The organism is Marinomonas sp. G8-14 (assembly GCF_055808935.1).
In genome coordinates, this window is sequence record NZ_CM147891.1 from 4,549,149 (window position 1) to 4,569,845 (window position 20,697).

Here is a 20,697-nt window from a genome sequence, read left to right on the forward strand (position 1 = left end):
CCTATGTTTTGTGTGCTTTGTCTATAGAGCCTGTGATGACGTATTCTACATTGAAACCACTATCTTCCTTGTCTCCCCTTCGATTTAATATGAATTGGATTGATGCTGTATTTTCCGAAGAGGAAAAAGTATGGGTCGGTTTTAGTGGCGGCGTTGATTCGCATGTTTTATTACACGCTTTGGTTAATCAAGTATCTATTGAGCAGAAACAAAAAATCGCGGTGATTCACGTTCATCACGGTTTAAGTGCTAATGCAGATGCTTGGCTTAAACATTGCGAGTGTATTTGTGAACGCCTTAGCGTGCCTTATGTCGTTGAACGGGTACGATTAAAGGCGCAAGCTTCAGTCGAGGATGCCGCACGTAATGCTCGTTATGAAGCATTCCAAAAGCACATGAGAGGACGCGATGTTATATTGCTTGCCCATCATGCGGGGGATCAAGTTGAAACCGTGTTATTTCGTTTGCTGCGAGGCACAGGAGGAAAGGGCTTAGCAGGCATTCCGCAAGAAAGGTTGCTTGGTAATGGAACGGCGCGTTTGATTCGTCCTTTTTTAACCGCATCAAAAAATGATATTGAGGATTACGCACGGCAACATGGACTTGTTTGGATTCATGATGAGTCAAATCTTGATGGGCGTTTTACGCGTAACTTTCTTCGCCAAAGTGTTGTGCCTATTCTGACAGAGCGTTTTCCTAGCATGGAGCAAAATATAGTGTCCAGCACTCAGCGGATTACAACCGATTATGCGATGCTTGCTCAATTTGCTCAGCAACAGTTAACCATGTGGTGTAATGAATTTGGTGGTTTGGATTTGTCGCATCTTGTCGAAAAATCGACAGACGAACGACTTTTTTGGTGGCGATACTTTCTACAGGGAAACGGCGTTTCATTGTCGCAATCTCAGTTAGAGAGCGTCGAAGCCATGTTTTCTAGTGCACAAGATAAGCAGCCTGAATTCAGGTTCTCTCATGGAAGAGTGATGCGTCACCAAAATGCGGTCTATGTGCTTCCTATGGACGAAGATGTGACGCTGGCACCATTGGTGTCCGGTGAAATGCTGTCACGTGCGTTTGATCAAATTTGTATCAGTGGAAGCGATGGCTGTGTCTTAAAAGCTCGTCCTCAGGGGGAAAATCTTATGATGCCCAATGGTCAAACCCGAAAATTTAAAAAATGGCTTAATGACCAGGCGATTCCAAGCTGGTGGCGAGATCATTTGCCTTACTTGTATCATGGGGATACTTTGGTGGCGATTGGTGATCTTTGGCGGCATCCACATTATTCGCACCTCAACATCACATGGCAAGTAAACAGGATTTTGCCATTTCCAAAATAGAATTTTCATCTCGTTTTTTCGTGTTATTGTGCTTTTATTTAGCTGTTAGCTGCACATTTTTTTGGTGTTATCTCGATATAATCCTATCCTTAATTTAGCACTAAACTGTTTATCTTGTTTACACGGCCTGCCTTCTTTCTATGACAGGGTATTGATTATGCTTCAGACTGTTGTTTTTGGTGGGCTAGAGTTTAGCCCACTGGTCATTTATTTTCCGATTGCCTTTTTATTGGCGGCGCTGACACGTTTTATTCTCCATCGTTTGAACTGGTATGATCGCATTTGGCGGGTAGCTTGGTTTGAAGTGTCCTTGTTTGTTTGTTACTTGGCGTTCACTGTGTATGTATTAAATGGAAGGTAAATCAATGACGAAATATCTGCGTATTCTTTTGACTGTGTCGATGGTATTGCTGGCTGTTTTTGCTGGGCGTTGGGTGTGGAATGAATACATGCATTCACCGTGGACACGCGATGGCCGCGTGCGAGCGGATATCGTGACAGTAGCACCTGATGTTTCTGGATGGGTGACAAATCTGAATGTGATTAATGATCAAGCGGTTAAAAAAGGCGACCTGCTCTTTAGTGTGGATCAGCAGCGTTATCAAGCGGCACTCAATCAAAGCAAAGCCAACACAGAAAATGCTTTATATTCTTGGCAGCTAGCAAAGCATAAATATGAGCGACGTACTGCTCTGCGAAGCCAACATGCTATTAGTGATGAAGATTTGGAATCAGCTCGAATCAACACTGATATTGCGAAAGCGAATTATGATTTGGCTGTGGCTCAAGAAATGACGGCGCAGCTTAATTTAGATCGAACCCAGATACGTGCACCAGTGTCAGGGCAGATTATTAATTTGAACTTACATCAAGGTAATTATGTTGCTCAAGGTGTTGCGGTTTTTGCCATCGTACAGTCTGATTCATTTTATGTGACTGGTTATTTTGAGGAAACTAAGATTCCGCTTGTGCATTTAAATCAATCAGCCAAGATCACTCTATTAAGCGGTGGTGAGCCCTTGATAGGACATGTGGTTAGTATTGGTAAAGCCATCGCGAATATCAATACTCAGAGCAATGGGCAGCTTCTCCCGCAAATACAACAAACATTTAATTGGGTGCGTTTATCGCAGCGAATCCCTGTCGATATAAAACTGGATTCCCTGCCAGATGGTACCCAGTTGAGTGCTGGTATGACCGCTACGATTCACCTTACTGAGTAGTAAGGAGAATCGTTTTGGGAATCGTCCTTCGTAATCTGTTTTTACCTGAAAAACAGGCGGTTATTTTTGCCCTTAAAGGTGTCATTGCCATGGCACTTGCATTAACGATAGCCCTTTCTTTAAATCTTGATCGACCATATTGGGCGCTAGTGTCCGCTGTTTTTTTACAAATGCGACCTGAAAGTGGTCTGGTGATTGAAAAGGCCATTTGCCAAATTGTTGGCACTGTCATTGGTGGATTGTTTGGTATTTTGCTGTTGATGCAATTTATGTCTTATCCCTATGTGGCGCTGGGGGTGCTGGCCTTATGGTTAGGGTTGAATGCCGCTTTATCTGCTATGGTTCGTCAGGCTAATTTTGTGTATGCCTTTGCTATGGCTGCGGTGACCGCTGAAATCATTGTATTAATGGTCATGGTGAGTCCCATCTACGGCCGATAGTCAGGCGGTGTTTGTGGTTGCACAGGCTCGAGTCAGTGAAATTGTTATTGGTTCTATTTGTGCCGGTGTGGTCAGTCATCTGTTTTGGCCTGTCAAAGTCAAAGACAGTTTGCAGCGACAAGCCAGGTCGGTGATTAATCAGACACTGCAATATTTGGTGACGGAGTTGGATAAATCCGGTACTCATGAGAACCGTCATACGCAAATAGATAGCATCATGGCGACCTTGGGTATGGTCAGTGAGGATTCCAGTGCGGTCAGTTACGAGGGACCAAAGGGGCCAGGGCGGACACGAGCCGCCAACCAATTGGCTCAGAAAGTCTTATCTTTGTTGGCATTAGTGCAAATTTTTGGTCGTTTGCAGCGGCGTCATGCTGAACTGATGACGCCAGTGTTAACTCAACTTCTTGATCGATTGAGAGACGCATTTGGGCGCATTGCGGAGTCAGATGATTTTGATTACTGCTTAGAGCAAGTGAAACTCTTGCGAAGTGACCTTAGCAAGTATCGCTCGAATAATGACTCGGATTTGCCTTTTGAATCTCATATGTTGAATGTTGGGGCAGAGATTACTTCTGAGCTGACAGTATTGTTACGCGCTTTTCGCGCGTTAGAGGAGCGAGACAGTACGTTATTGAATGCGCCAAGTATGCAGACTTATCAAGATCCATTGGCTGGATTAATTATTGGTATTCGAACCACGATGGTGTTTTTGATTGGTGCAACTATTTGGGTGGGCACTGGTTCTTCAGCTGCGTTGATGATCATGATTCTACCTGTTATTTTTTCCATCATGCTAGCAAGGTTGCCCCTGATGATTTTGAAAGTGGTTTTAAAAAGGCTGCTGATTGGCGTTGTCGTGGCGTCATTTGTGGCGATTTTCTTTGCGCTTAACGTATTGTCGCAAAGCTCAGGTCAATTAGAGATTTTATTACTGGTTTTGGCTGGGCCGTTTTTTATTGGTCTATTGCTTTTGGCCGATAGGCAAACGTTGCCCTATGGCTTAGGGTTTTGTATCCCTTTTTCTATTCTTGTGAGTCCAAGTCGTGATATGAGTCGGACTTTTTCTATCGACTATACACTGAGTTCTGCGATGGCAATTTTTGCTGGCGTGTGTATTTTATTTTGGGTGTTTCATCTCATTACCGGACCAAGTATTCAGTTGTTAGTCCATCGTATTTTCAAAACAACCTACCAAGATTTATTAGAGCTCAATCAGCAAGCTAGCCCAATAGCTTGGTATAACCGTCGAATGGCGGATCGGTTGTTACGTTTAACGAACTATGATCAAGGTTCTACATCGCGAGCCATTACAGATCTGGCATTGACTGCCTTGAACCTTGGGCATGTTTCTATTCGCTTGCGTTCGATCTGTGAAAGCTTAGCTGGAAAAAAGCCATTGCACTCATTAGAAAATTGGCAGGCAGCTTTAGCCAATGCTTTTTTATTGGCAAGTAAAGGCCGCTGTGATGATGGCTTTGAAAAAGCTTGCAACTCTTTATACGATGAGTTGATTCGGTTAGTGGGGGATGCTAATCAGGTTGAGGTCATTCAAGGTATGTTCTTGCGGATCAACCTGACGTTTGAAAGGAGTGCGGAAGCCATTGCTGCTCAGAGAGTCTAGACAGCCTAGACTCTTAACAACCAATCTGCCTGATCCTTATACGTTGCGACTAATTCTGCGTTTAGTCCATCGCTTTGATTTATTCTGTCCATAGCCTGTTCATGATTGAAGTTCCAAGCTTTCATGTGTCGTTTTGCTAAGCGCTCGATGGCGACTGTAACGGGGATGTCTAAAAACCAATGTTCGTCGAAGAGGGGTTGAGACGCTTGCCAACCATCGTTTTGATGCAGCAAGTAGAGTCCTTCAATTAATATGACCTTTGTGTCTTTTTTGATGGTTATATCGTCTTCAATCGGGTCACCTATGGCATGATCAAAACTTGGCCACAAAATATCGTCTTTCTGATAGCCTTGCTTAATAAGCTTAACGCGTTCGATAAAAGCGGTGCTATCGAATGTCCATGGAGCGCCTCGTCTGGCAAATGCTTCTTCTGCATTAGGCAGGGCGTTAAGTTGGGCTTTCGATAGATGAAAGCCATCCATTGAAAGGCAAATGACTTCCATGTTTTGTTGTCTGCTGAAATAGTTGAGTAAATAATCTGCGAGTGTGCTTTTGCCTGAACCTGGACCTCCCGTTAACCCGATTAATGTTCGGTTAGGTTGATTTAAGTAAGCGTGGATTTTATCTAAGGCAATATGTACATCTGTTGAATTTGCATAGCTATCATTCATATCAAGGGCCATAAATTTTCCTGTTGTTGTTTTTTATTGCAGTACTTTAGCATGAACTTATTGTGTTGATTCGGCATTTTAAGTGAACTGATCGATGGTTGGATCCGTACCTAAAGAAAATCACTGGAGTGTATTAGCATGCAACTAAAAGAGCTTAAAAAAATTCCTCATATCGATAAAGTGAAGCTGCATTCTTTAGAGTCAAATTTGTATCAGCTGTCCGTTATCATAGGGGATAAAGAAGAGTATATAACAACCAATGAAGGGCGTTTTTTAACCAGCCATAACAAGTTAGACTTACAGGCTTTGTTTAAGGATAAGAGCGTTGGCACCATGGTGTTATGTCACCAGAGTGCTTATGATGAAATGGTCGGTCAACCAGTTGGTGTTGGCAACACGCTAGAAGTGCCACTTGGAAATACTGACTTATCTTAAATGATTGAGCCTCATGTTGTTTAAAACTTGCATCTTCTCGCCATTTTTTTCTTTTTGGGAAAAAATTTTCGCGTAGCCATGGGTGGCGTTTGCATGCTCTCGCATAATTGCTTCAGCACGGCTTCCTTGTCCGTTGTGGATGGCGTCAAACACGGCATGATGTTGCATGTGGGCGAAATTAAAGCGGCGATACTCTTGAGCCAAGTTGTTGCGATCGAATGCCAAGGCACTAACCGATGCAAAAGGTAAGTGTTCATTGCGGCTTAATGCTTCAGCGATGGCTGGATTTAAGCTGGCTTCGATGATAATTTGATGGAAGCGCTGGTTCATGTCATGGTACATGGCGAGGTCTTGTTCATTGATACTGCCTTTCAAAAACAAATCATCGCCTTGTTTTAATAATTCTCGTAATTCCTTGGTCTGCGCGTTCGATAACGTATTTTCCGCTGCTTGTCTAGCTGCCAATCCTTCTAGTACGCCTCGCACTTCGATAGAGCCGCTAATTTCTGCCTGTGTTACTTGGCGTACCATATAGCCTCGACCTGATAATTTGGTTAGTAGGCCTTCTTGCTCTAGGGTGCGAAAAGCAATACGAATAGGTGTTCGAGAAACCCCCAATTGTTCCGCTGTGGGAATTTCCGCAAGGCGTTGTCCTGACTCAAGCTCCCCCGACAAAATCATTTGTCGTAAACGGCTGATAACATGTTGGCCCGGTTTGCTCATTGAGTCTGCCTTTAGTCGATTGGTAAAAAATAATCATAACGTATACACCGGAAAAAAAAGTAACCATTGGATCCAATTGATAATCTTATATTTTTCAACTGTTTAGCGTATGAACTATTATTCATAATATAATCATTGGATCCAATTTATGCATAATAATCTTGTCTTATCAATTATTTTGATTATATTGGATCCAATAAATAAAAATAAAAGCAGGAGAACTTCAAATGAGTCAGCAAACTTATCTTAAAAACGCATGGTATGTGGCCGCCATGTCCGAAGAGGTAGCGGGCAGCAAACCTCTTGGCCGTAAAATCTGTGGCGAAAGCATTGCTTTTTATCGTTCTCACGATAATGAAATTGCTGCGGTATTGGATTTTTGTCCACACCGTGGTGCGGCGTTGTCGTTAGGTTATGTCGAAGAGGGTCTTTTAGTTTGTGGCTATCACGGTTTAAAAATGGGCGCTGATGGCAAAACCAAAGAGATGCCGTTGCAGCGTGTAAAAGGCTTTCCTTGCATGAAGTCTTATGCGGTAGAAGAGCGTTATGGTTTCATTTGGGTATGGCCGGGCGATCAATCACAAGCCGATAAAAGCTTGATTCCTCATTTGGAATGGGCGGTCAGTCCTGAATGGGCTTATGGTGGCGGTTTATACCATATCAACTGTGACTATCGTTTGATGATAGACAACCTCATGGACTTAACCCACGAAACATATGTGCATGCTAGCAGCATTGGTCAAAAAGAAATTGATGAGTCACCTGTTGCTACAAAAGTGGATGGTGATAAGGTTATTACTAGCCGTTTTATGGAAAATATTATGGCACCACCATTCTGGCAAGCCGCACTTCGTGGTAACGGGCTAGCCGATAATGTCCCCGTTGATCGTTGGCAGATTTGTCGATTCAGTCCACCTTCTCATGTGATGATTGATGTTGGCGTAGCTCATGCAGGAAATGGCGGCTTTGAGGCGCCAGCAGATAAAAAAGCCAGCAGTACCGTTGTGGACTTTATTACGCCAGAAACCGAGACCTCAATTTGGTATTTTTGGGGAATGGCGCGTAGCTTCAAGCCGGAAGACCAAGCGTTAACTGATACTATTCGAGAAGGGCAAGGTAAGATTTTTGCTGAAGATTTAGAGGTGCTTGAACGTCAGCAACAAAACCTTTTGGCGTTTCCTGATTATGATTTATTGAAGTTAGACATTGACGCGGGTGGTGTTCAGTCAAGACGTATCATTGATCGACTGATTGCTAAAGAGCAGACCGCCAGAGCATCAACTGCGGTGTCGCCTTCGCAGCCAGCGCCACTTCAAACAGTGTCATTTTAATATAATCAGTGCCAGCCAGAGAGTAGCTCTCACTTACTCTCTGGCTATGGTCTAAAAAAATAATAGGTCAGGAGAGCCAAATGATTCCGGTCATTGTAAGAAATGTTGTTACCGAAGCGCAAGGTGTGGTTCGGCTTGTGCTAGGTTCTTTGGATGGCTCAGAGTTGCCCACTTTTGAAGCTGGTGCGCATATTGACATTAAGTTGCCAAGTGGTTTGGTTCGTCAATATTCATTATGTCGTTTGCAATCGGAAGCGCAGTACTATGAAATTGCAGTATTAAAAGACCCACAGTCAAGAGGTGGGTCGGTAGAGGTGCATTGCTTGGAAATTGGTGATGAGTTGTCTATTAGTGCACCTAAGAACCACTTTCCTTTGATGGACACAAAACGTCATAGTGTCTTGATTGCTGGTGGTATTGGTGTAACACCAATACTGCCAATGGCGCAACAGCTACAAAAAATGGGGTTGTCTTTTGAGTTCCATTATTGTGCAAGGACCCCAGAGACAGCGGCGTTTGCATCGGCATTAAAAAGCGGTTCTTTTGCGGATAAAATGCATTTTCATTTCAGTGAAGTCGCTGAATCTGGTCAGATGGATGTAGTGAGTGTTTTATCTCGTCATGCACATGATTCTGAATTGTATATCTGTGGTCCGGCTGCCTTTATTGATTATGTGTTATTGCAAGCGAAAATATTAGGTTGGCCTGAAGATAGATTACACCGAGAATTTTTTTCAGCCCCTGTTCTGGATGAAAATATTAGCGAAAATACGCCATTTAAAGTTAAAATTCATAGCACTGGTGAGGTCTTTGATGTCGGTGCTGATCAGAGTATTTTTGAAGTACTAGATAACAATGGTGTTTTCTTAGCAGTATCCTGTGAATCGGGCGTGTGCGGTACGTGCCAGACGGGGGTGATCGACGGTGTTCCTGACCATCGAGATGTGTTTTTAACGGATCAAGAGCACGCCTCAGGAAAGCTTGTCATGCCATGCTGTTCTCGTTCAAAAACGCCCATTTTAGAGCTAGACTTGTAATGTCTGTCCATGGGGGTTGCTTTTCATATCATATTGCCTCTTCTTGCTGAGTAACTGATTCTTCACTCAATGTAAAACAACTGTGTTTTACATTGAGTGAAGGGGCTGACAATGTTATTATTTTCACCCGTCCTGAAGGTGCATTGATCTGTGCCATCAAATCTCATTTTTTTATATTTTAAGGCGGGTTAAACACTCATGGCGACACGATATATTTTCGTTACAGGCGGTGTAGTTTCATCTCTTGGTAAAGGTTTGGCAGCAGCATCTTTGGCCGCTATCCTTGAATCTCGTGGTCTAAAAGTCACCATGCTAAAGCTAGATCCTTATATTAACGTGGATCCTGGTACCATGAGTCCCTTTCCAGCACGGCGAAGTTTATGTCACAGAAGACGGCGCTGAAACTGACCTAGACCTTGGCCATTATGAGCGTTTTATCTCCACTAAAATGGGCAAACGCAATAACTTCACCAGTGGTCGTGTTTACCAACATGTTTTAAAGAAAGAACGTCGTGGCGAATACTTGGGCGGAACAGTTCAAGTTATTCCTCATATCACCGACGAAATCAAACGTCGTGTTCTTTCTGGTGCCGAAGGCGCAGACGTGGCGTTGGTCGAAATTGGTGGCACGGTAGGGGATATTGAATCACAACCTTTCTTAGAAGCGGTTCGTCAGTTAAAAGTAGAGTTGGGTCCACGTCGCGCATTGTTTATGCATTTGACTCTGGTTCCTTACATCCGCACTGCTGGCGAAACAAAAACCAAACCTACTCAGCACTCTGTAAAAGAGCTTCGTTCTATTGGTATTCAACCTGACATTCTTATCTGTCGTTCAGAAGTGTCTATTGAAGCGCCAGAGCGTAAGAAAATTGCTTTGTTTACTAGCGTTGAAGAACGTGCGGTTATCTCGCTTCCTGATGCAGACACAATCTACCGCATTCCACAGATGTTAAATGACCAAGGCTTAGATAGCCTGATCGTTGAATATTTCAATCTCGATTGCGATATGCCAAATCTAGACATCTGGAATAAAGTGACTCAGGCTAAATTGAACCCTGAGAAGCAAATCAACATCGCCATGGTTGGTAAATACATGGAGTTGTTGGATGCTTATAAATCCTTGATTGAAGCAATGGATCACGCTGGTATTCATGCCCGTACAAAAGTGAAATTGCACTATATTGATTCTGAAAGCATTGAAGAAAAAGGCACAGAAGCCCTAAAAGGAATGGATGCGATTCTCGTTCCTGGTGGTTTCGGTGAGCGCGGTGTTGAAGGTAAGATATTGACGGCTCAGTATGCTCGTGAAAACAAAGTGCCTTACTTAGGTATTTGTTTGGGTATGCAAGTAGCCGTAATCGAATTTGCTCGTAATGTGGCAAATTTAGCCGGTGCGCACAGTACCGAGTTTAATTTAAAAGCAGAGAACCCAGTTGTTGGTCTGATTACAGAATGGACTAATGCAGAGGGTTCCAAAGAAATCCGGTCAGAGGAATCCGATCTAGGCGGCACTATGCGCCTTGGCGCGCAGAACTGTAATCTTACGGAAGGCACAAAAGCCTTTGAGGCTTACGGTAAAGCAGTTATTAAAGAGCGTCATCGTCACCGTTATGAAGTGAACAACTTTTATGTTGAAGCGTTGGAAAAAGCAGGTCTGACGATTTCAGGTCGTTCAGAAGACAACTCCTTGGTAGAGATGATTGAAATTGCTGATCACCCTTGGTTTGTTGCTTGTCAGTTCCATCCGGAATTCACTTCGACGCCTAGATATGGACACGGCCTGTTCAGCGCCTTTGTACATGCGGCATTGAAATATGCAGGTAAAGAAAAATAAGTAGAGCAAACAGGCAGTTTGTGATTTTTCATTTATTTTAAGAGGTTTGTTATGAGTCAAATCGTTGATATTAAAGCCAGAGAAGTTTTAGATTCTCGTGGTAACCCTACCGTTGAAGCGGATGTTATTTTAGCAGACGGTTCAGTAGGTTCAGCGTGTGCACCGTCTGGTGCCTCTACCGGTTCTCGTGAAGCTTTAGAATTACGTGATGGCGATAAAAGTCGTTATCTTGGTAAAGGCGTATTAAAAGCAGTTGCTGCGGTAAACGGTCCAATCCGTGATGCTTTAATTGGTAAAGATGCCCTTGCACAAGCCGAGCTTGATCATATTATGATTGATCTTGATGGCACAGAAAACAAATCTACTTTTGGTGCTAACGCTATTTTGGCGGTTTCTTTGGCGGCAGCGAAAGCAGCAGCGATTTCTAAGAAAGTGCCATTATACGCTCACATTGCAGACATTAATGGTACGCCAGGTGTTTATTCGATGCCTGTGCCTATGATGAACATCATTAATGGTGGTGAGCACGCAGACAACAACGTTGATATTCAAGAATTCATGATTCAGCCAGTTGGTGCGCCAAATTTCCGTGAAGCGTTGCGTTACGGCGCTGAAATCTTCCATGCGTTGAAAAAAGTATTGAGCGACCGCGGTTTAAATACAGCAGTGGGCGATGAAGGTGGTTTTGCTCCTAACCTTGCCTCTAATGCTGAAGCTCTGGCTGTTATTAAAGAAGCCGTTTCGGCTGCTGGCTATGAGCTAGGTAAAGACATCACGTTAGCCATGGACTGTGCGGCATCTGAGTTTTATGAAGACGGTAACTACAACCTAAAAGGCGAAGGTAAAGTATTCACTTCTGAAGGTTTCTCTGATTACCTTGCTGAGCTTTGTGAACAGTACCCTATTGTGTCTATTGAAGACGGCTTGAACGAGTCTGATTGGGAAGGTTTCGCTTACCAGACTAAAATTCTTGGCGACAAAATCCAGCTAGTAGGTGACGATCTTTTCGTGACGAATACGAAGATTTTAAAGCGCGGTATTGATGAAGGCATCGCGAACTCTATCTTGATCAAGTTTAACCAAATTGGCTCTTTGACTGAGACGTTAGAGGCTATCAAGATGGCTAAAGCTGCGGGCTACACAGCGGTTATTTCTCATCGTTCTGGTGAAACAGAAGACGCGACGATTGCCGATCTTGCTGTAGGTACGGCGGCGGGTCAAATTAAAACAGGTTCTCTATGCCGTTCAGACCGCGTTGCTAAGTATAACCAATTGCTACGTATTGAAGAGCAATTAGGTGGTAAAGCACCGTACAAAGGTCGCTCTGAGATCAAAGGTCAGGCGTAATTTCGTCTGACTTAATAAAGGGAGAACTTGGTTCTCCCTTTTTTTATTTTTTTGCTTCAATTCCTTCGATAATAAGGAATGTATTTTTAAGATGTTGAGGGTGTTGTATGGCACGGTTGTTAATTTTCTTTTTTGTTTGTGCCGTTGGCTATCAATCCTATCATTTGTATTTTGGTGAGCAGGGGATTAAACGTCAGGAAGAGCTAGCAAAACAGATTGCCTATCAAGAGCGTATCAACCTACGTCTAAAACATCGAAATCAAGCATTAAGAGCACAAGTGAACGATCTACGTCTTGGTGAAGAGGCGGTAGAAGAGCATGTGCGTAGTGAGCTGCAATATATAAAAGATGGTGAAGTATTTTATCGTATGGTGAATAAAAAATGACGAAGCCACTGTGGGTTCTTATTCCTGCTGCTGGCGTTGGTCAACGTATGCAAGCGAATTGTCCAAAACAATACCTATCTCTTGCCGGACAAACTATTTTAGACCGCACCATCGAGATTTTCATATCGCATCCACTTATTGCTGGTGTGCTCGTGGGTATTGGTGAGAATGATCCTTATTGGTTAGATTCTATGTGGTATCAGCATGACTGTGTTCACAGCTTTATTGGTGGTAAAGAGCGCAGTGATACCGTACAAAAAGGTCTGCGTTATTTATTGAATAGCTTGGATGGTCTTCAGCAAGAGGTTTTGGTTCACGATGCGGCACGCCCTTTGTTAAGTCAAACGGCATTGAACCGGATCATCAATCATCACTCTGCACAAGGTGCATTATTAGCCATGCCTGCCAAAGATACCGTAAAGCGACAGATGTCAGATCGGCCCTTGGTTGATGCGACTCTAGATCGTAATGCTATCTGGTTGGCACAGACACCACAGAAGTTTCCTGCGCACGCTTTGTTAGAGGCATTAGAGAAAACACAAGCGCAAGGAATCTCAGTCACAGACGAATGTTCAGCGATGGAGAGTGTTGGTTGGCATCCTGATCTTATTATAGGAGAGAGCAGTAATATAAAAATAACGCTTCCTGAAGATTTGCTTATCGCTGAAGCACTTTTTTCTTTTCTTCTGAATTCAAACAATAGGTGCCATTCATAGCATAGGAGTAACTATCATGATGCCGTTTCGTGTAGGCCATGGTTTTGATGTACATAAATTTGGCGAGGGCGACCACATTGTCATCGGTGGTGTTTCTATCCCTTACACTCAGGGGCTGGTTGCTCATTCCGATGGTGATGTCGCATTGCATGCGTTGACCGATGCGTTGTTAGGGGCAGCGGCTCTTGGGGATATTGGAAAACATTTTCCAGATACTGACGTTGCTTTTTCAGGCGCTGATAGTCGGGTTCTGTTAAAGCGTGCTTACCAGGAAATACAGGCTCTTGGTTTTTGTGTAGGTAATGTTGATATCACTATTATTGCTGAAGCACCCAAAATGCGCCCTTACATCGATGCGATGCGAACTAATATTGCTGAAGACTTAGCCGTAGATATCAATGTTGTCAATGTGAAAGCAACGACCACGGAAAAGCTTGGTTTTACCGGTCGTAAAGAGGGTATTGCTGTTGAAGCCGTTGCGCTTATTTTTAAACAGGCTCATTTTAATCAAGCTCTTTTTAATCAAGCTCTTTTTAATCAAGGTAATGTATGAATACCGAATGGCGATATGCTTGGTCTAAGCCGACTGTCACTGGGGATTTGAAAACCCATGTGCAAGACTTTTATGTCGAAGAGCAGTTGGGTTTTGAGCCTGATGGAAGAGGGGAATTTTGCTTTGTATTTATAGAAAAGGAAGGGGTGAATACCGACTTTCTCGCAAAGCGCTTGGCGCAGATTGCTGGCATAGGTCCTGATAAGGTGACTTATAGTGGTGTGAAAGATCGTCATGCCTGTACACGTCAGTGGTTTTGTTTGCATGTTTTGAATCGCGAGCCGGATTTTTCGACCATTCAGGAAGCTTTTAGGGAGCCGGAAAGTGTTCGTGTGATTGCACAGCTACGCCATTCAAAAAAACTGCGCACTGGTACACACTTAGCGAATCGTTTTGTGATTCGACTTCGTGAGATCAATGGCGATTTGGACGAGCTAGAAGGGCGCTTACATCTGATTAAGCAGGCAGGTGTTCCTAACTATTATGGCCCCCAACGTTTTGGCATAAACGGTAATAATTTGCATAACGGCAAAGACTTTGTCTTAAAAGGGCGGCAAAGTCGCCGTAAATTATCGAAAACAGAATCCTTTTGGTTATCGGCAATTCGTTCTTGGTGTTTCAATGAGGCATTAAGTGATCAGGTGGAAAACGGTATGTGGATGCGTTTATGTGATGGTGACATTGCACAGTTTCAGCATAAGGATGAGCAATTTCGCGTAAAAGAAGTTGGCGCACTCATGCATTTAAGTGTGATGCGAGGTCACATAAGTCCTGTGTTGCCTATGATTAGTGAGGGTTGGGAGGCCGGTACAGGTGCTCAACGTGAGCAAGTCATGAAACACTCCTTGTCAGACAGTGCCGAGCTGGTGGACGCTCTGATTGCTTTTGATCTTTCCCGAGACAGCCGACTAGCGCGCCTTGTGCCTATGAACATGGCGTGGGAATTGCTTAGGGAGAGGGAAGGGAGCGCGCAATTGATCGTTGAGTTTTCTTTAACCAAGGGCTGTTTCGCCACGAGTATTTTGCGTGAAATGATAGATTTTACGGATAAATCAGCTGAGAAATACCATGAGAATTTTGATCGCCAATGATGATGGCTTAGACGCGGTTGGTATACAAACGCTGGCACAATATTTACAGCAAGAATATTCGATTCTAATCGTCGCACCAGATCGTAACCGCAGTGGGGCGAGTAATTCTCTGACCTTAACGCGTCCAGTACAGCCAGTTAAAGTTGCTGACCATCAATACCGTGTTGATGGCACGCCTACTGACTGCGTTAATCTCGCTTTATCTGGCGTGATTGATGGTGACGTTGATTTAGTGGTGTCAGGGATTAATCATGGTGCCAACTTGGGTGATGACGTTATTTATTCGGGTACCGTTGCGGCGGCGATGGAGGCTCGACATTTGGGGCGTCCTGCGTTGGCTGTTTCTTTGGTGGGGAGTCAATATTTTGATACGGCGGCAAAGGTGGTTATGCAACTCTTGAAAGATGCTCATACATTGACTTTGCCTGCAGGAATTCTATTGAATGTAAACGTTCCAGATATTCCTTATGATGAGCTTAAGGGCATACAGGTAACACGCCTTGGTTATCGTCATAAGGCGCAAGCACCTATCTCGGCTCAACACCCTCGGGGAATGCCAAGCTTTTGGATTGGTGCTTTGTCAGGCCCACATGATGAGTCTGAGGGAACCGATTTTTGTGCGATTGAGAATGGCTATGTCTCAATTACACCGATCCATACAGATATGACTTGTTATGGGGTTCAACCTCTTCTCAAAGGATGGACCGACACTGTCACGCTATGAGCTTGCATGATCTCAATTGGCTAATCTCACACCCTGAACCCAAAGCAACTCAAATGGTTAAGTATCTTAGGGAGCAGGGTATTACGCATGACGAATTATTGGCGCTGATGGGAAGCCTTCCGCGTCATGAGTTTGTCGAGCCGGCATTTTCCCATTTAGCGTATTCTGCGACCTCTCTTCCGATAGGGCGTAATCAAACCATCAGTCAGCCGCTGACCGTGGCGAGAATGACGCAATGGCTTTTGACCCACGCCCGTCTTGGTCGTGTGTTGGAAATTGGTACAGGATCAGGCTATCAAACTCGAATCTTAGCGCACTTTTTTAATAAAGTTCATACCGTCGAGCGTCAGCATTGGCTTTACTTGCAGGCAAAGCAGCGCTTGCTGTCCATGGGGGTTAAAAATGTTGAGTATTTGTTTGCTGATGGTCAAACTGGGTGGCCTCACAAAGTAGAAATGGACGCTGTGATTATTACCGCGATGGCAAGCAAAATTCCGTTAGCCTTGACGGAGTGTCTAAAACAACAAGGCATTTTAATTATGCCGATCGATCATCCTAGTCCACAAATTGGTTGTTGGCGTAAAGAGGGTGAGCGTTGGAAATGTTTGGGAACTGAACCGGCGTTTTTTGTCCCGTTATTAGAAGGATTGGAACATGCCTAAATGGCTAAAAGTGTATTTGAGTGGTTTGTTGATGGGGGCTGCGGATGTTGTTCCTGGTGTTTCTGGTGGAACCATTGCTTTTATTTTAGGGGTCTATGATCGCCTGATTGGCGCACTAAGTGGTGTTAATAGACACAGTGCAAGCATGCTGCTTAAAGGTGATTTAAAGGCATTATGGCGTCATTTTGACGGTACTTTTTTATTGACGTTGGGTTCCGGTATTGTGACCAGTATTTTTTTGCTGGCGGGCCTAATAACGCATTTGCTGGCGGAATATCCTAGTTATTTATGGAGTTTCTTTTTTGGTCTTATTTTGGCTTCGGCGTATTTTTTGATTCATCAAATTATTGGCTTTTCTTGGCGTCATTTTGTTGGGCTTATTTTAGGTGTCGCCACTGGAGCCAGCTTATCGTTGCTTGTTCCTACGCAGTTAAATACTTCGTTAGTGATGGTTTTTGCCTCTGGTATGATTGCTATTTGTGCAATGATTTTGCCTGGTATTTCGGGTAGTTTTTTACTGCTTATGATGGGGATGTACGGTTTTATTTTGTCAGCGGTGAAAAACTTGGATTTCTTGGTGATCTTTATTTTTGCTGTTGGAGCTTTGATCGGATTGTTAAGTTTTTCCAAAGTTCTACATTATTTGCTTAATCATGCCAGATCGATGACCTTGTCTTTTCTGACGGGTGTTATGCTTGGGGCACTAGTAAAGGTTTGGCCTTGGAAGGTTACGGACACTTGGACGTTGGTCGGAGATAAAAAATTGCCTTTAGAAGAGCATCTTGTTTTACCTTGGAACTTACCAAGTTTTTATTGGCCAAGTGATTTATTACTTCCTTTAGTGTTTGTTTTGATTGGGTTCTTGAGTGTGATTCTTATTTCTTACATATTTTTACCAAAATTAGACAAATAGTAATAATTCAATTTAAGCGAATATTGGGGTAAAGCACTATCCGTTGTCTTGTCTTTAAAAGTCATGATTTTTTCTTGCCTACTTGCTTGTTAAGTAGGCTTGTATTTTTTTGTCTTTTGCTGACTGGGTGCTCCTATGAAGTGTTGCATTACCCTACACAAGACAACTCAAAATTTGCGTCTAATGGTGCGAGTGTTTCTTCTATCCCGACATCAGGTGTGTACATAGTACAACGCGGTGACACCTTGTTTTCTATTGCTTTTCGGTATGGTTTGGACTATCGAGAGTTGGCAAAATTTAATCGTATTGCTGCCCCCTATACTATTTATCCAAAACAAAAAATTCGTCTAGGCGGTCTCTCAAAGTCGTCATCGGTTATCGTGAATAATGAGGAACCCAAAGCGGAAAGTATTGTCAAACAGAGAGAGCCAGTTGTTGAAACGGAGAAAACGATTCCCTCTATACCCGCTTCTGCTGACGCCATTATAGTGTCTGAAAAGTTGCCTAAAAGCGTCACTAAAGACAAAAAAGACGAGAAAATATCTGGTAATTGGGCCTGGCCAGTGGATGGTAAGGTCACTAGGGGGTTTTCAAATGCTGGCGTTAGTAGTAAAGGTATAGATATAAAAGCGGAGCAGGGAGCATTAGTAAAAGCCGCCGCCGATGGTACCGTTGTCTATGCGGGCAGTGGTCTTATCGGTTATGGTAACCTTGTTATTGTAAAGCATAATGATGTATACCTTAGTGCTTATGCTTACAACGAAAGGATTTTAGTAAAAGAACAACAAAGTGTTCGGGCTGGAGATTCCCTTGCTGTGATTGGTGGTAAAGGAAGTGACAGGCCATTATTACATTTTGAAGTTCGACGTGATGGTAGGCCGATCGATCCGCTAGATGTTTTACCTAAAATAAATTAAGCGAGATGAGCGTTTAAGGAGGGGGCATGAAGTTAGCCAATATGGATAAAGAAGTAGCTAAGATTTCGGACACTGGTGATTTTGATCTTGATACGCTTGAGGATTTTGTTGAAGATGATGAACTGATTGACGAAGAGTTTGAGTCGGCAGTCAGTGCTCGTTATGCGGAGGCAGATACGAGTCGTCACCTTGATGTGACTCAACTCTATCTAAGTGAGATTGGCTTTTCACCCTTACTGTCGGCAGAAGAAGAGGTGTATTTTGCTCGCCTTGCTCTAAAAGGTGACCCTAAAGCGCGTAAGCGCATGATAGAAAGTAATTTGCGGCTAGTCGTAAAAATATCACGTCGCTATTTGAACCGTGGGCTTTCTCTTCTTGATTTAATTGAAGAAGGGAACTTGGGGTTAATTAGAGCCGTTGAAAAATTTGATCCTGAGCGAGGCTTTCGCTTTTCTACTTATGCCACATGGTGGATACGCCAAACCATAGAGCGTGCCATTATGAATCAAACTCGAACTATTCGCCTGCCAATTCATGTTGTGAAAGAGCTTAATGTCTACTTACGAGCAGCCCGTGAGTTGACGCAAAAGTTAGACCATGAGCCAAGCGCAGAAGAAATTGCCGAAATGCTAGATTGCCCCGTTGAAGATGTGCAAAAGATGCTTGGTCTAAACGAAAAAATCAGCTCTATTGATGCGGCATTTGGCGGAGATGATAACGACAAAAGCTTGGTGGAGATTTTAGCAGATACTATTCATCAAGGCCCTGAAGCAGATCGACAAGATGGTGACGTCTTACACAGTATTGAACTGTGGCTAGATGAATTGAGTGAAAAACAGTGTGAAGTGATAACACGTCGTTTTGGTTTACGTGGTCATGAAGCCAGCACGTTAGAGCATGTGGGAGCTGAAATTGGCTTAACACGTGAAAGAGTGCGCCAAATTCAAGTGGAGGCGCTGCGCAAACTGCGCTTGATTATGGATAAAGAAGGGCTGTCACTTGATGATGTGATTCGTTTTGAGGATTAAGAGCTTTGCTGCGAAGTTTGTACGGTTTTCTGTTGTGCTGATAACTTAGGAAAGCCCTAATAAAGATAAACTGATATATAAAAGATCCGTTCTATGAAGTGTCCAATTTTATGGGGGCACTTCATAACGGGTCTTTTTTATTAAGGCTCACCGCCGTGTTTTTAATGCTCTGTGTCTGGATTGGTAATGTTAGTAATGTGCTGATGAATTTGGCGCTTATATTTGTCCGACATACCTTTTACTTCATAAGCTAAAATTTCTTTGCCATTGTCTTCTATTATTTCTGGTAATCCAGTAAATACTCTGTTCTGTATGTGAGGCAGAGTAAAAATGTCATCACTAATGATAAGCTTGTTGACGCTTTCTGATCGACTGAGTTGGTGGATACTCTCTAGTAAGGGTTCTATTTTTTCTGGTTCGAAGCTGTTCTCTTTCACCATATTGGTTATTTGTTGGTTGCCTTGGTGTAATCCTAGATGGAATGTAAGCTTCGGTGTCTCTGCATATAACTCGTTTTCTAAAAGCTTATTGATCAAACCTAAGAAAAGTTGAGCGGTACATACTGCATTGATGTATAGATTATCTTCACAGTGATGAGCGCTGAAGAGAATCACAGCGGAGTCACTGTTGTATTGATGTACTTGACCTAAGTACACTTCGCTTGCTTGAAACATAGCTCGATATACGGGTGTCAGTAAATTTGCTACTTGGAGTGGTGTCAGGTCTTTATGCCAAGTTTCTAAATTTAAGATATCAAAGTAGAGAATGCAGCTACGTTGTCTGGATTCTTCGAAAATGGCATCAAAATTGATCTCGAATTGTACTTTTGTCGCTTTTGTAAGATCTTCTTGGGGGGCTTTTTCGATTGCCTCTTTAGTCTGTGGGAGTGTCTGTATAGTTTTAACGGCATCGTAAAGCTGCCTTGCTTCTTTATAAATAGGTGAAGGTAGTGCTTTTGGCTTACGACCTTTGCTATGGGATAGCAATGCGGTCGTGGCGTCATTGATAGGGGAGAAAAGCCATTTTGTTATCAGTATGATCAACAATAAGGCAATAGTGCAAGTAAAAATGGCTACCCCAATTAGTAAGTTATTGAGGTGTTGTAGGGTCGCTTGTGCTGGCGTTTTATCCAAAGTTATTAAGACATGTCCGACTATTTCATCTCTAAACTTAATGCTTGAACTGTACACACGACGTTGCTCATTAGGGCGTAAGTCTTGTTCTGTTGAAATTCGACTAGTACTGCCGCTATTAGCCTCTGCGAGTAGTTCGTCTTTTTTATTGTAAACTCGAGCACTTAAAATATTGTCATCAACGACGAGACGATTGAGTAGCACGTTTAGGCTTAACAAGTCGTTATTTAAAATGGATTGTGTGGCATTGAAAGCAGCTTGGGTGGCTAAACTACTGCCTAATACTTCCGTCTGTTGAGACAAATAATTGCCAAGTGCGTGCGTCATAGTGTACCAAAAGATACAGACGGTCAGAATCATAAGTGAAATAAAAGTAGCAACAGTGACAGTATAGGCACTGAGCTTTTTACGAATAAAAGCCGTAATAGCTTTTGTTTTTGGTTGGGTGTCCATTCACTTCCTTTAGGGGTAACTCGTAAAACAACGACTCAAGTATACACGAGACTTTTGTTCAACTATCGTAACGACCGTGACTTTGTGACGATTCAAGCAAAATAACTAATCTATCG

The 20,697-nt window shown here is 43.1% G+C and carries 21 protein-coding genes and 1 pseudogene; 19 read left to right on the forward strand and 3 right to left on the reverse strand.

All coding sequences use genetic code 11. The features are described from left to right. Window positions 1-35: 35 nt before the first annotated feature. From tilS to AC0L6V_RS23265, 5 genes are all read left to right on the forward strand, one after another. Complete coding sequence (tilS, locus tag AC0L6V_RS23245; protein ID WP_265220699.1) at window positions 36-1,340, forward strand: tRNA lysidine(34) synthetase TilS; 1,305 nt, start codon at window positions 36-38, stop codon at window positions 1,338-1,340. Between the two features lie 157 nt (window positions 1,341-1,497). Continuing rightward, the gene (locus tag AC0L6V_RS23250; protein ID WP_111608007.1) at window positions 1,498-1,701 is read left to right on the forward strand and encodes a DUF1656 domain-containing protein; all 204 of its coding nucleotides are present in this window, start codon (window positions 1,498-1,500) and stop codon (window positions 1,699-1,701) included. 4 nt (window positions 1,702-1,705) lie between these two features. Next, window positions 1,706-2,563 (forward strand): efflux RND transporter periplasmic adaptor subunit, encoded by an 858-nt coding sequence (locus AC0L6V_RS23255; RefSeq protein ID WP_409419159.1) that lies wholly within the window; start codon window positions 1,706-1,708, stop codon window positions 2,561-2,563. Between the two features lie 14 nt (window positions 2,564-2,577). Beyond that, a complete protein-coding gene (locus AC0L6V_RS23260) occupies window positions 2,578-3,003 on the forward strand; it encodes an FUSC family protein (RefSeq protein WP_418138654.1) in 426 nt (141 codons plus the stop codon). Window positions 3,004-3,016: 13 nt separating this feature from the next. Next, complete coding sequence (locus tag AC0L6V_RS23265; RefSeq protein WP_418138655.1) at window positions 3,017-4,627, forward strand: FUSC family protein; 1,611 nt, start codon at window positions 3,017-3,019, stop codon at window positions 4,625-4,627. 5 nt (window positions 4,628-4,632) lie between these two features. On the opposite strand, the gene AC0L6V_RS23270 is transcribed toward AC0L6V_RS23265, so the two are convergent. Beyond that, window positions 4,633-5,310, reverse strand: coding sequence for a nucleoside/nucleotide kinase family protein (locus tag AC0L6V_RS23270; protein ID WP_265220702.1), 678 nt, complete (start codon window positions 5,308-5,310; stop codon window positions 4,633-4,635). A 126-nt stretch (window positions 5,311-5,436) separates the two neighbouring features. On the opposite strand from AC0L6V_RS23270, the gene AC0L6V_RS23275 reads away from it, so the two are divergent. Continuing rightward, a complete protein-coding gene (locus tag AC0L6V_RS23275; RefSeq protein ID WP_265220703.1) occupies window positions 5,437-5,733 on the forward strand; it encodes a DUF6482 family protein in 297 nt (98 codons plus the stop codon). On the opposite strand, the gene AC0L6V_RS23280 is transcribed toward AC0L6V_RS23275, so the two are convergent. After that, complete coding sequence (locus AC0L6V_RS23280) at window positions 5,725-6,456, reverse strand: GntR family transcriptional regulator (protein ID WP_418138656.1); 732 nt, start codon at window positions 6,454-6,456, stop codon at window positions 5,725-5,727. The genes AC0L6V_RS23275 and AC0L6V_RS23280 overlap by 9 nt on opposite strands. A gap of 227 nt (window positions 6,457-6,683) precedes the next feature. Between AC0L6V_RS23280 and AC0L6V_RS23285 the strand changes: the two genes are divergently transcribed. From AC0L6V_RS23285 to rpoS, 13 genes and pseudogenes are all read left to right on the forward strand, one after another. Beyond that, entirely contained in the window at window positions 6,684-7,787 is a 1,104-nt protein-coding gene (locus AC0L6V_RS23285) for an aromatic ring-hydroxylating dioxygenase subunit alpha (RefSeq protein ID WP_265220705.1), read from the forward strand. Between the two features lie 80 nt (window positions 7,788-7,867). Then, window positions 7,868-8,824 (forward strand): PDR/VanB family oxidoreductase, encoded by a 957-nt coding sequence (locus AC0L6V_RS23290; protein ID WP_409419162.1) that lies wholly within the window; start codon window positions 7,868-7,870, stop codon window positions 8,822-8,824. A gap of 198 nt (window positions 8,825-9,022) precedes the next feature. Then, a pseudogene (locus AC0L6V_RS23295) lies at window positions 9,023-10,658 on the forward strand (CTP synthase). Between the two features lie 51 nt (window positions 10,659-10,709). Beyond that, complete coding sequence (gene eno, locus AC0L6V_RS23300; protein WP_265220707.1) at window positions 10,710-12,005, forward strand: phosphopyruvate hydratase; 1,296 nt, start codon at window positions 10,710-10,712, stop codon at window positions 12,003-12,005. 107 nt (window positions 12,006-12,112) lie between these two features. Beyond that, window positions 12,113-12,391, forward strand: coding sequence for a septum formation initiator family protein (locus AC0L6V_RS23305; RefSeq protein ID WP_111639602.1), 279 nt, complete (start codon window positions 12,113-12,115; stop codon window positions 12,389-12,391). Continuing rightward, window positions 12,388-13,107: a 2-C-methyl-D-erythritol 4-phosphate cytidylyltransferase gene (ispD, locus tag AC0L6V_RS23310; RefSeq protein WP_265220708.1), complete on the forward strand. Its 720-nt coding sequence runs from the start codon at window positions 12,388-12,390 to the stop codon at window positions 13,105-13,107. Before AC0L6V_RS23305 ends, ispD begins: the two co-directional genes overlap by 4 nt. A gap of 16 nt (window positions 13,108-13,123) precedes the next feature. After that, the gene (gene ispF / locus AC0L6V_RS23315) at window positions 13,124-13,660 is read left to right on the forward strand and encodes a 2-C-methyl-D-erythritol 2,4-cyclodiphosphate synthase (RefSeq protein WP_265220709.1); all 537 of its coding nucleotides are present in this window, start codon (window positions 13,124-13,126) and stop codon (window positions 13,658-13,660) included. Further along, the gene (truD, locus tag AC0L6V_RS23320; RefSeq protein WP_265220710.1) at window positions 13,657-14,751 is read left to right on the forward strand and encodes a tRNA pseudouridine(13) synthase TruD; all 1,095 of its coding nucleotides are present in this window, start codon (window positions 13,657-13,659) and stop codon (window positions 14,749-14,751) included. Before ispF ends, truD begins: the two co-directional genes overlap by 4 nt. Beyond that, window positions 14,729-15,475, forward strand: coding sequence for a 5'/3'-nucleotidase SurE (gene surE / locus AC0L6V_RS23325; protein ID WP_265220711.1), 747 nt, complete (start codon window positions 14,729-14,731; stop codon window positions 15,473-15,475). Before truD ends, surE begins: the two co-directional genes overlap by 23 nt. Beyond that, window positions 15,472-16,137, forward strand: a complete 666-nt coding sequence (locus AC0L6V_RS23330) for a protein-L-isoaspartate(D-aspartate) O-methyltransferase (RefSeq protein ID WP_265220712.1) — start codon at window positions 15,472-15,474, stop codon at window positions 16,135-16,137. Before surE ends, AC0L6V_RS23330 begins: the two co-directional genes overlap by 4 nt. Further along, window positions 16,130-17,050 (forward strand): DUF368 domain-containing protein, encoded by a 921-nt coding sequence (locus tag AC0L6V_RS23335; RefSeq protein WP_265220713.1) that lies wholly within the window; start codon window positions 16,130-16,132, stop codon window positions 17,048-17,050. The genes AC0L6V_RS23330 and AC0L6V_RS23335 overlap by 8 nt, the downstream gene beginning before the upstream one ends. A gap of 140 nt (window positions 17,051-17,190) precedes the next feature. After that, window positions 17,191-17,967 (forward strand): peptidoglycan DD-metalloendopeptidase family protein, encoded by a 777-nt coding sequence (locus AC0L6V_RS23340; protein ID WP_265220714.1) that lies wholly within the window; start codon window positions 17,191-17,193, stop codon window positions 17,965-17,967. Window positions 17,968-17,993: 26 nt separating this feature from the next. Beyond that, window positions 17,994-18,995 (forward strand): RNA polymerase sigma factor RpoS, encoded by a 1,002-nt coding sequence (gene rpoS, locus AC0L6V_RS23345; protein ID WP_265220715.1) that lies wholly within the window; start codon window positions 17,994-17,996, stop codon window positions 18,993-18,995. 161 nt (window positions 18,996-19,156) lie between these two features. Here rpoS and AC0L6V_RS23350 read toward each other — a convergent pair whose 3' ends face one another. After that, entirely contained in the window at window positions 19,157-20,581 is a 1,425-nt protein-coding gene (locus AC0L6V_RS23350; RefSeq protein ID WP_409419164.1) for an AhpA/YtjB family protein, read from the reverse strand. Between the last annotated feature and the right edge of the window lie 116 nt (window positions 20,582-20,697).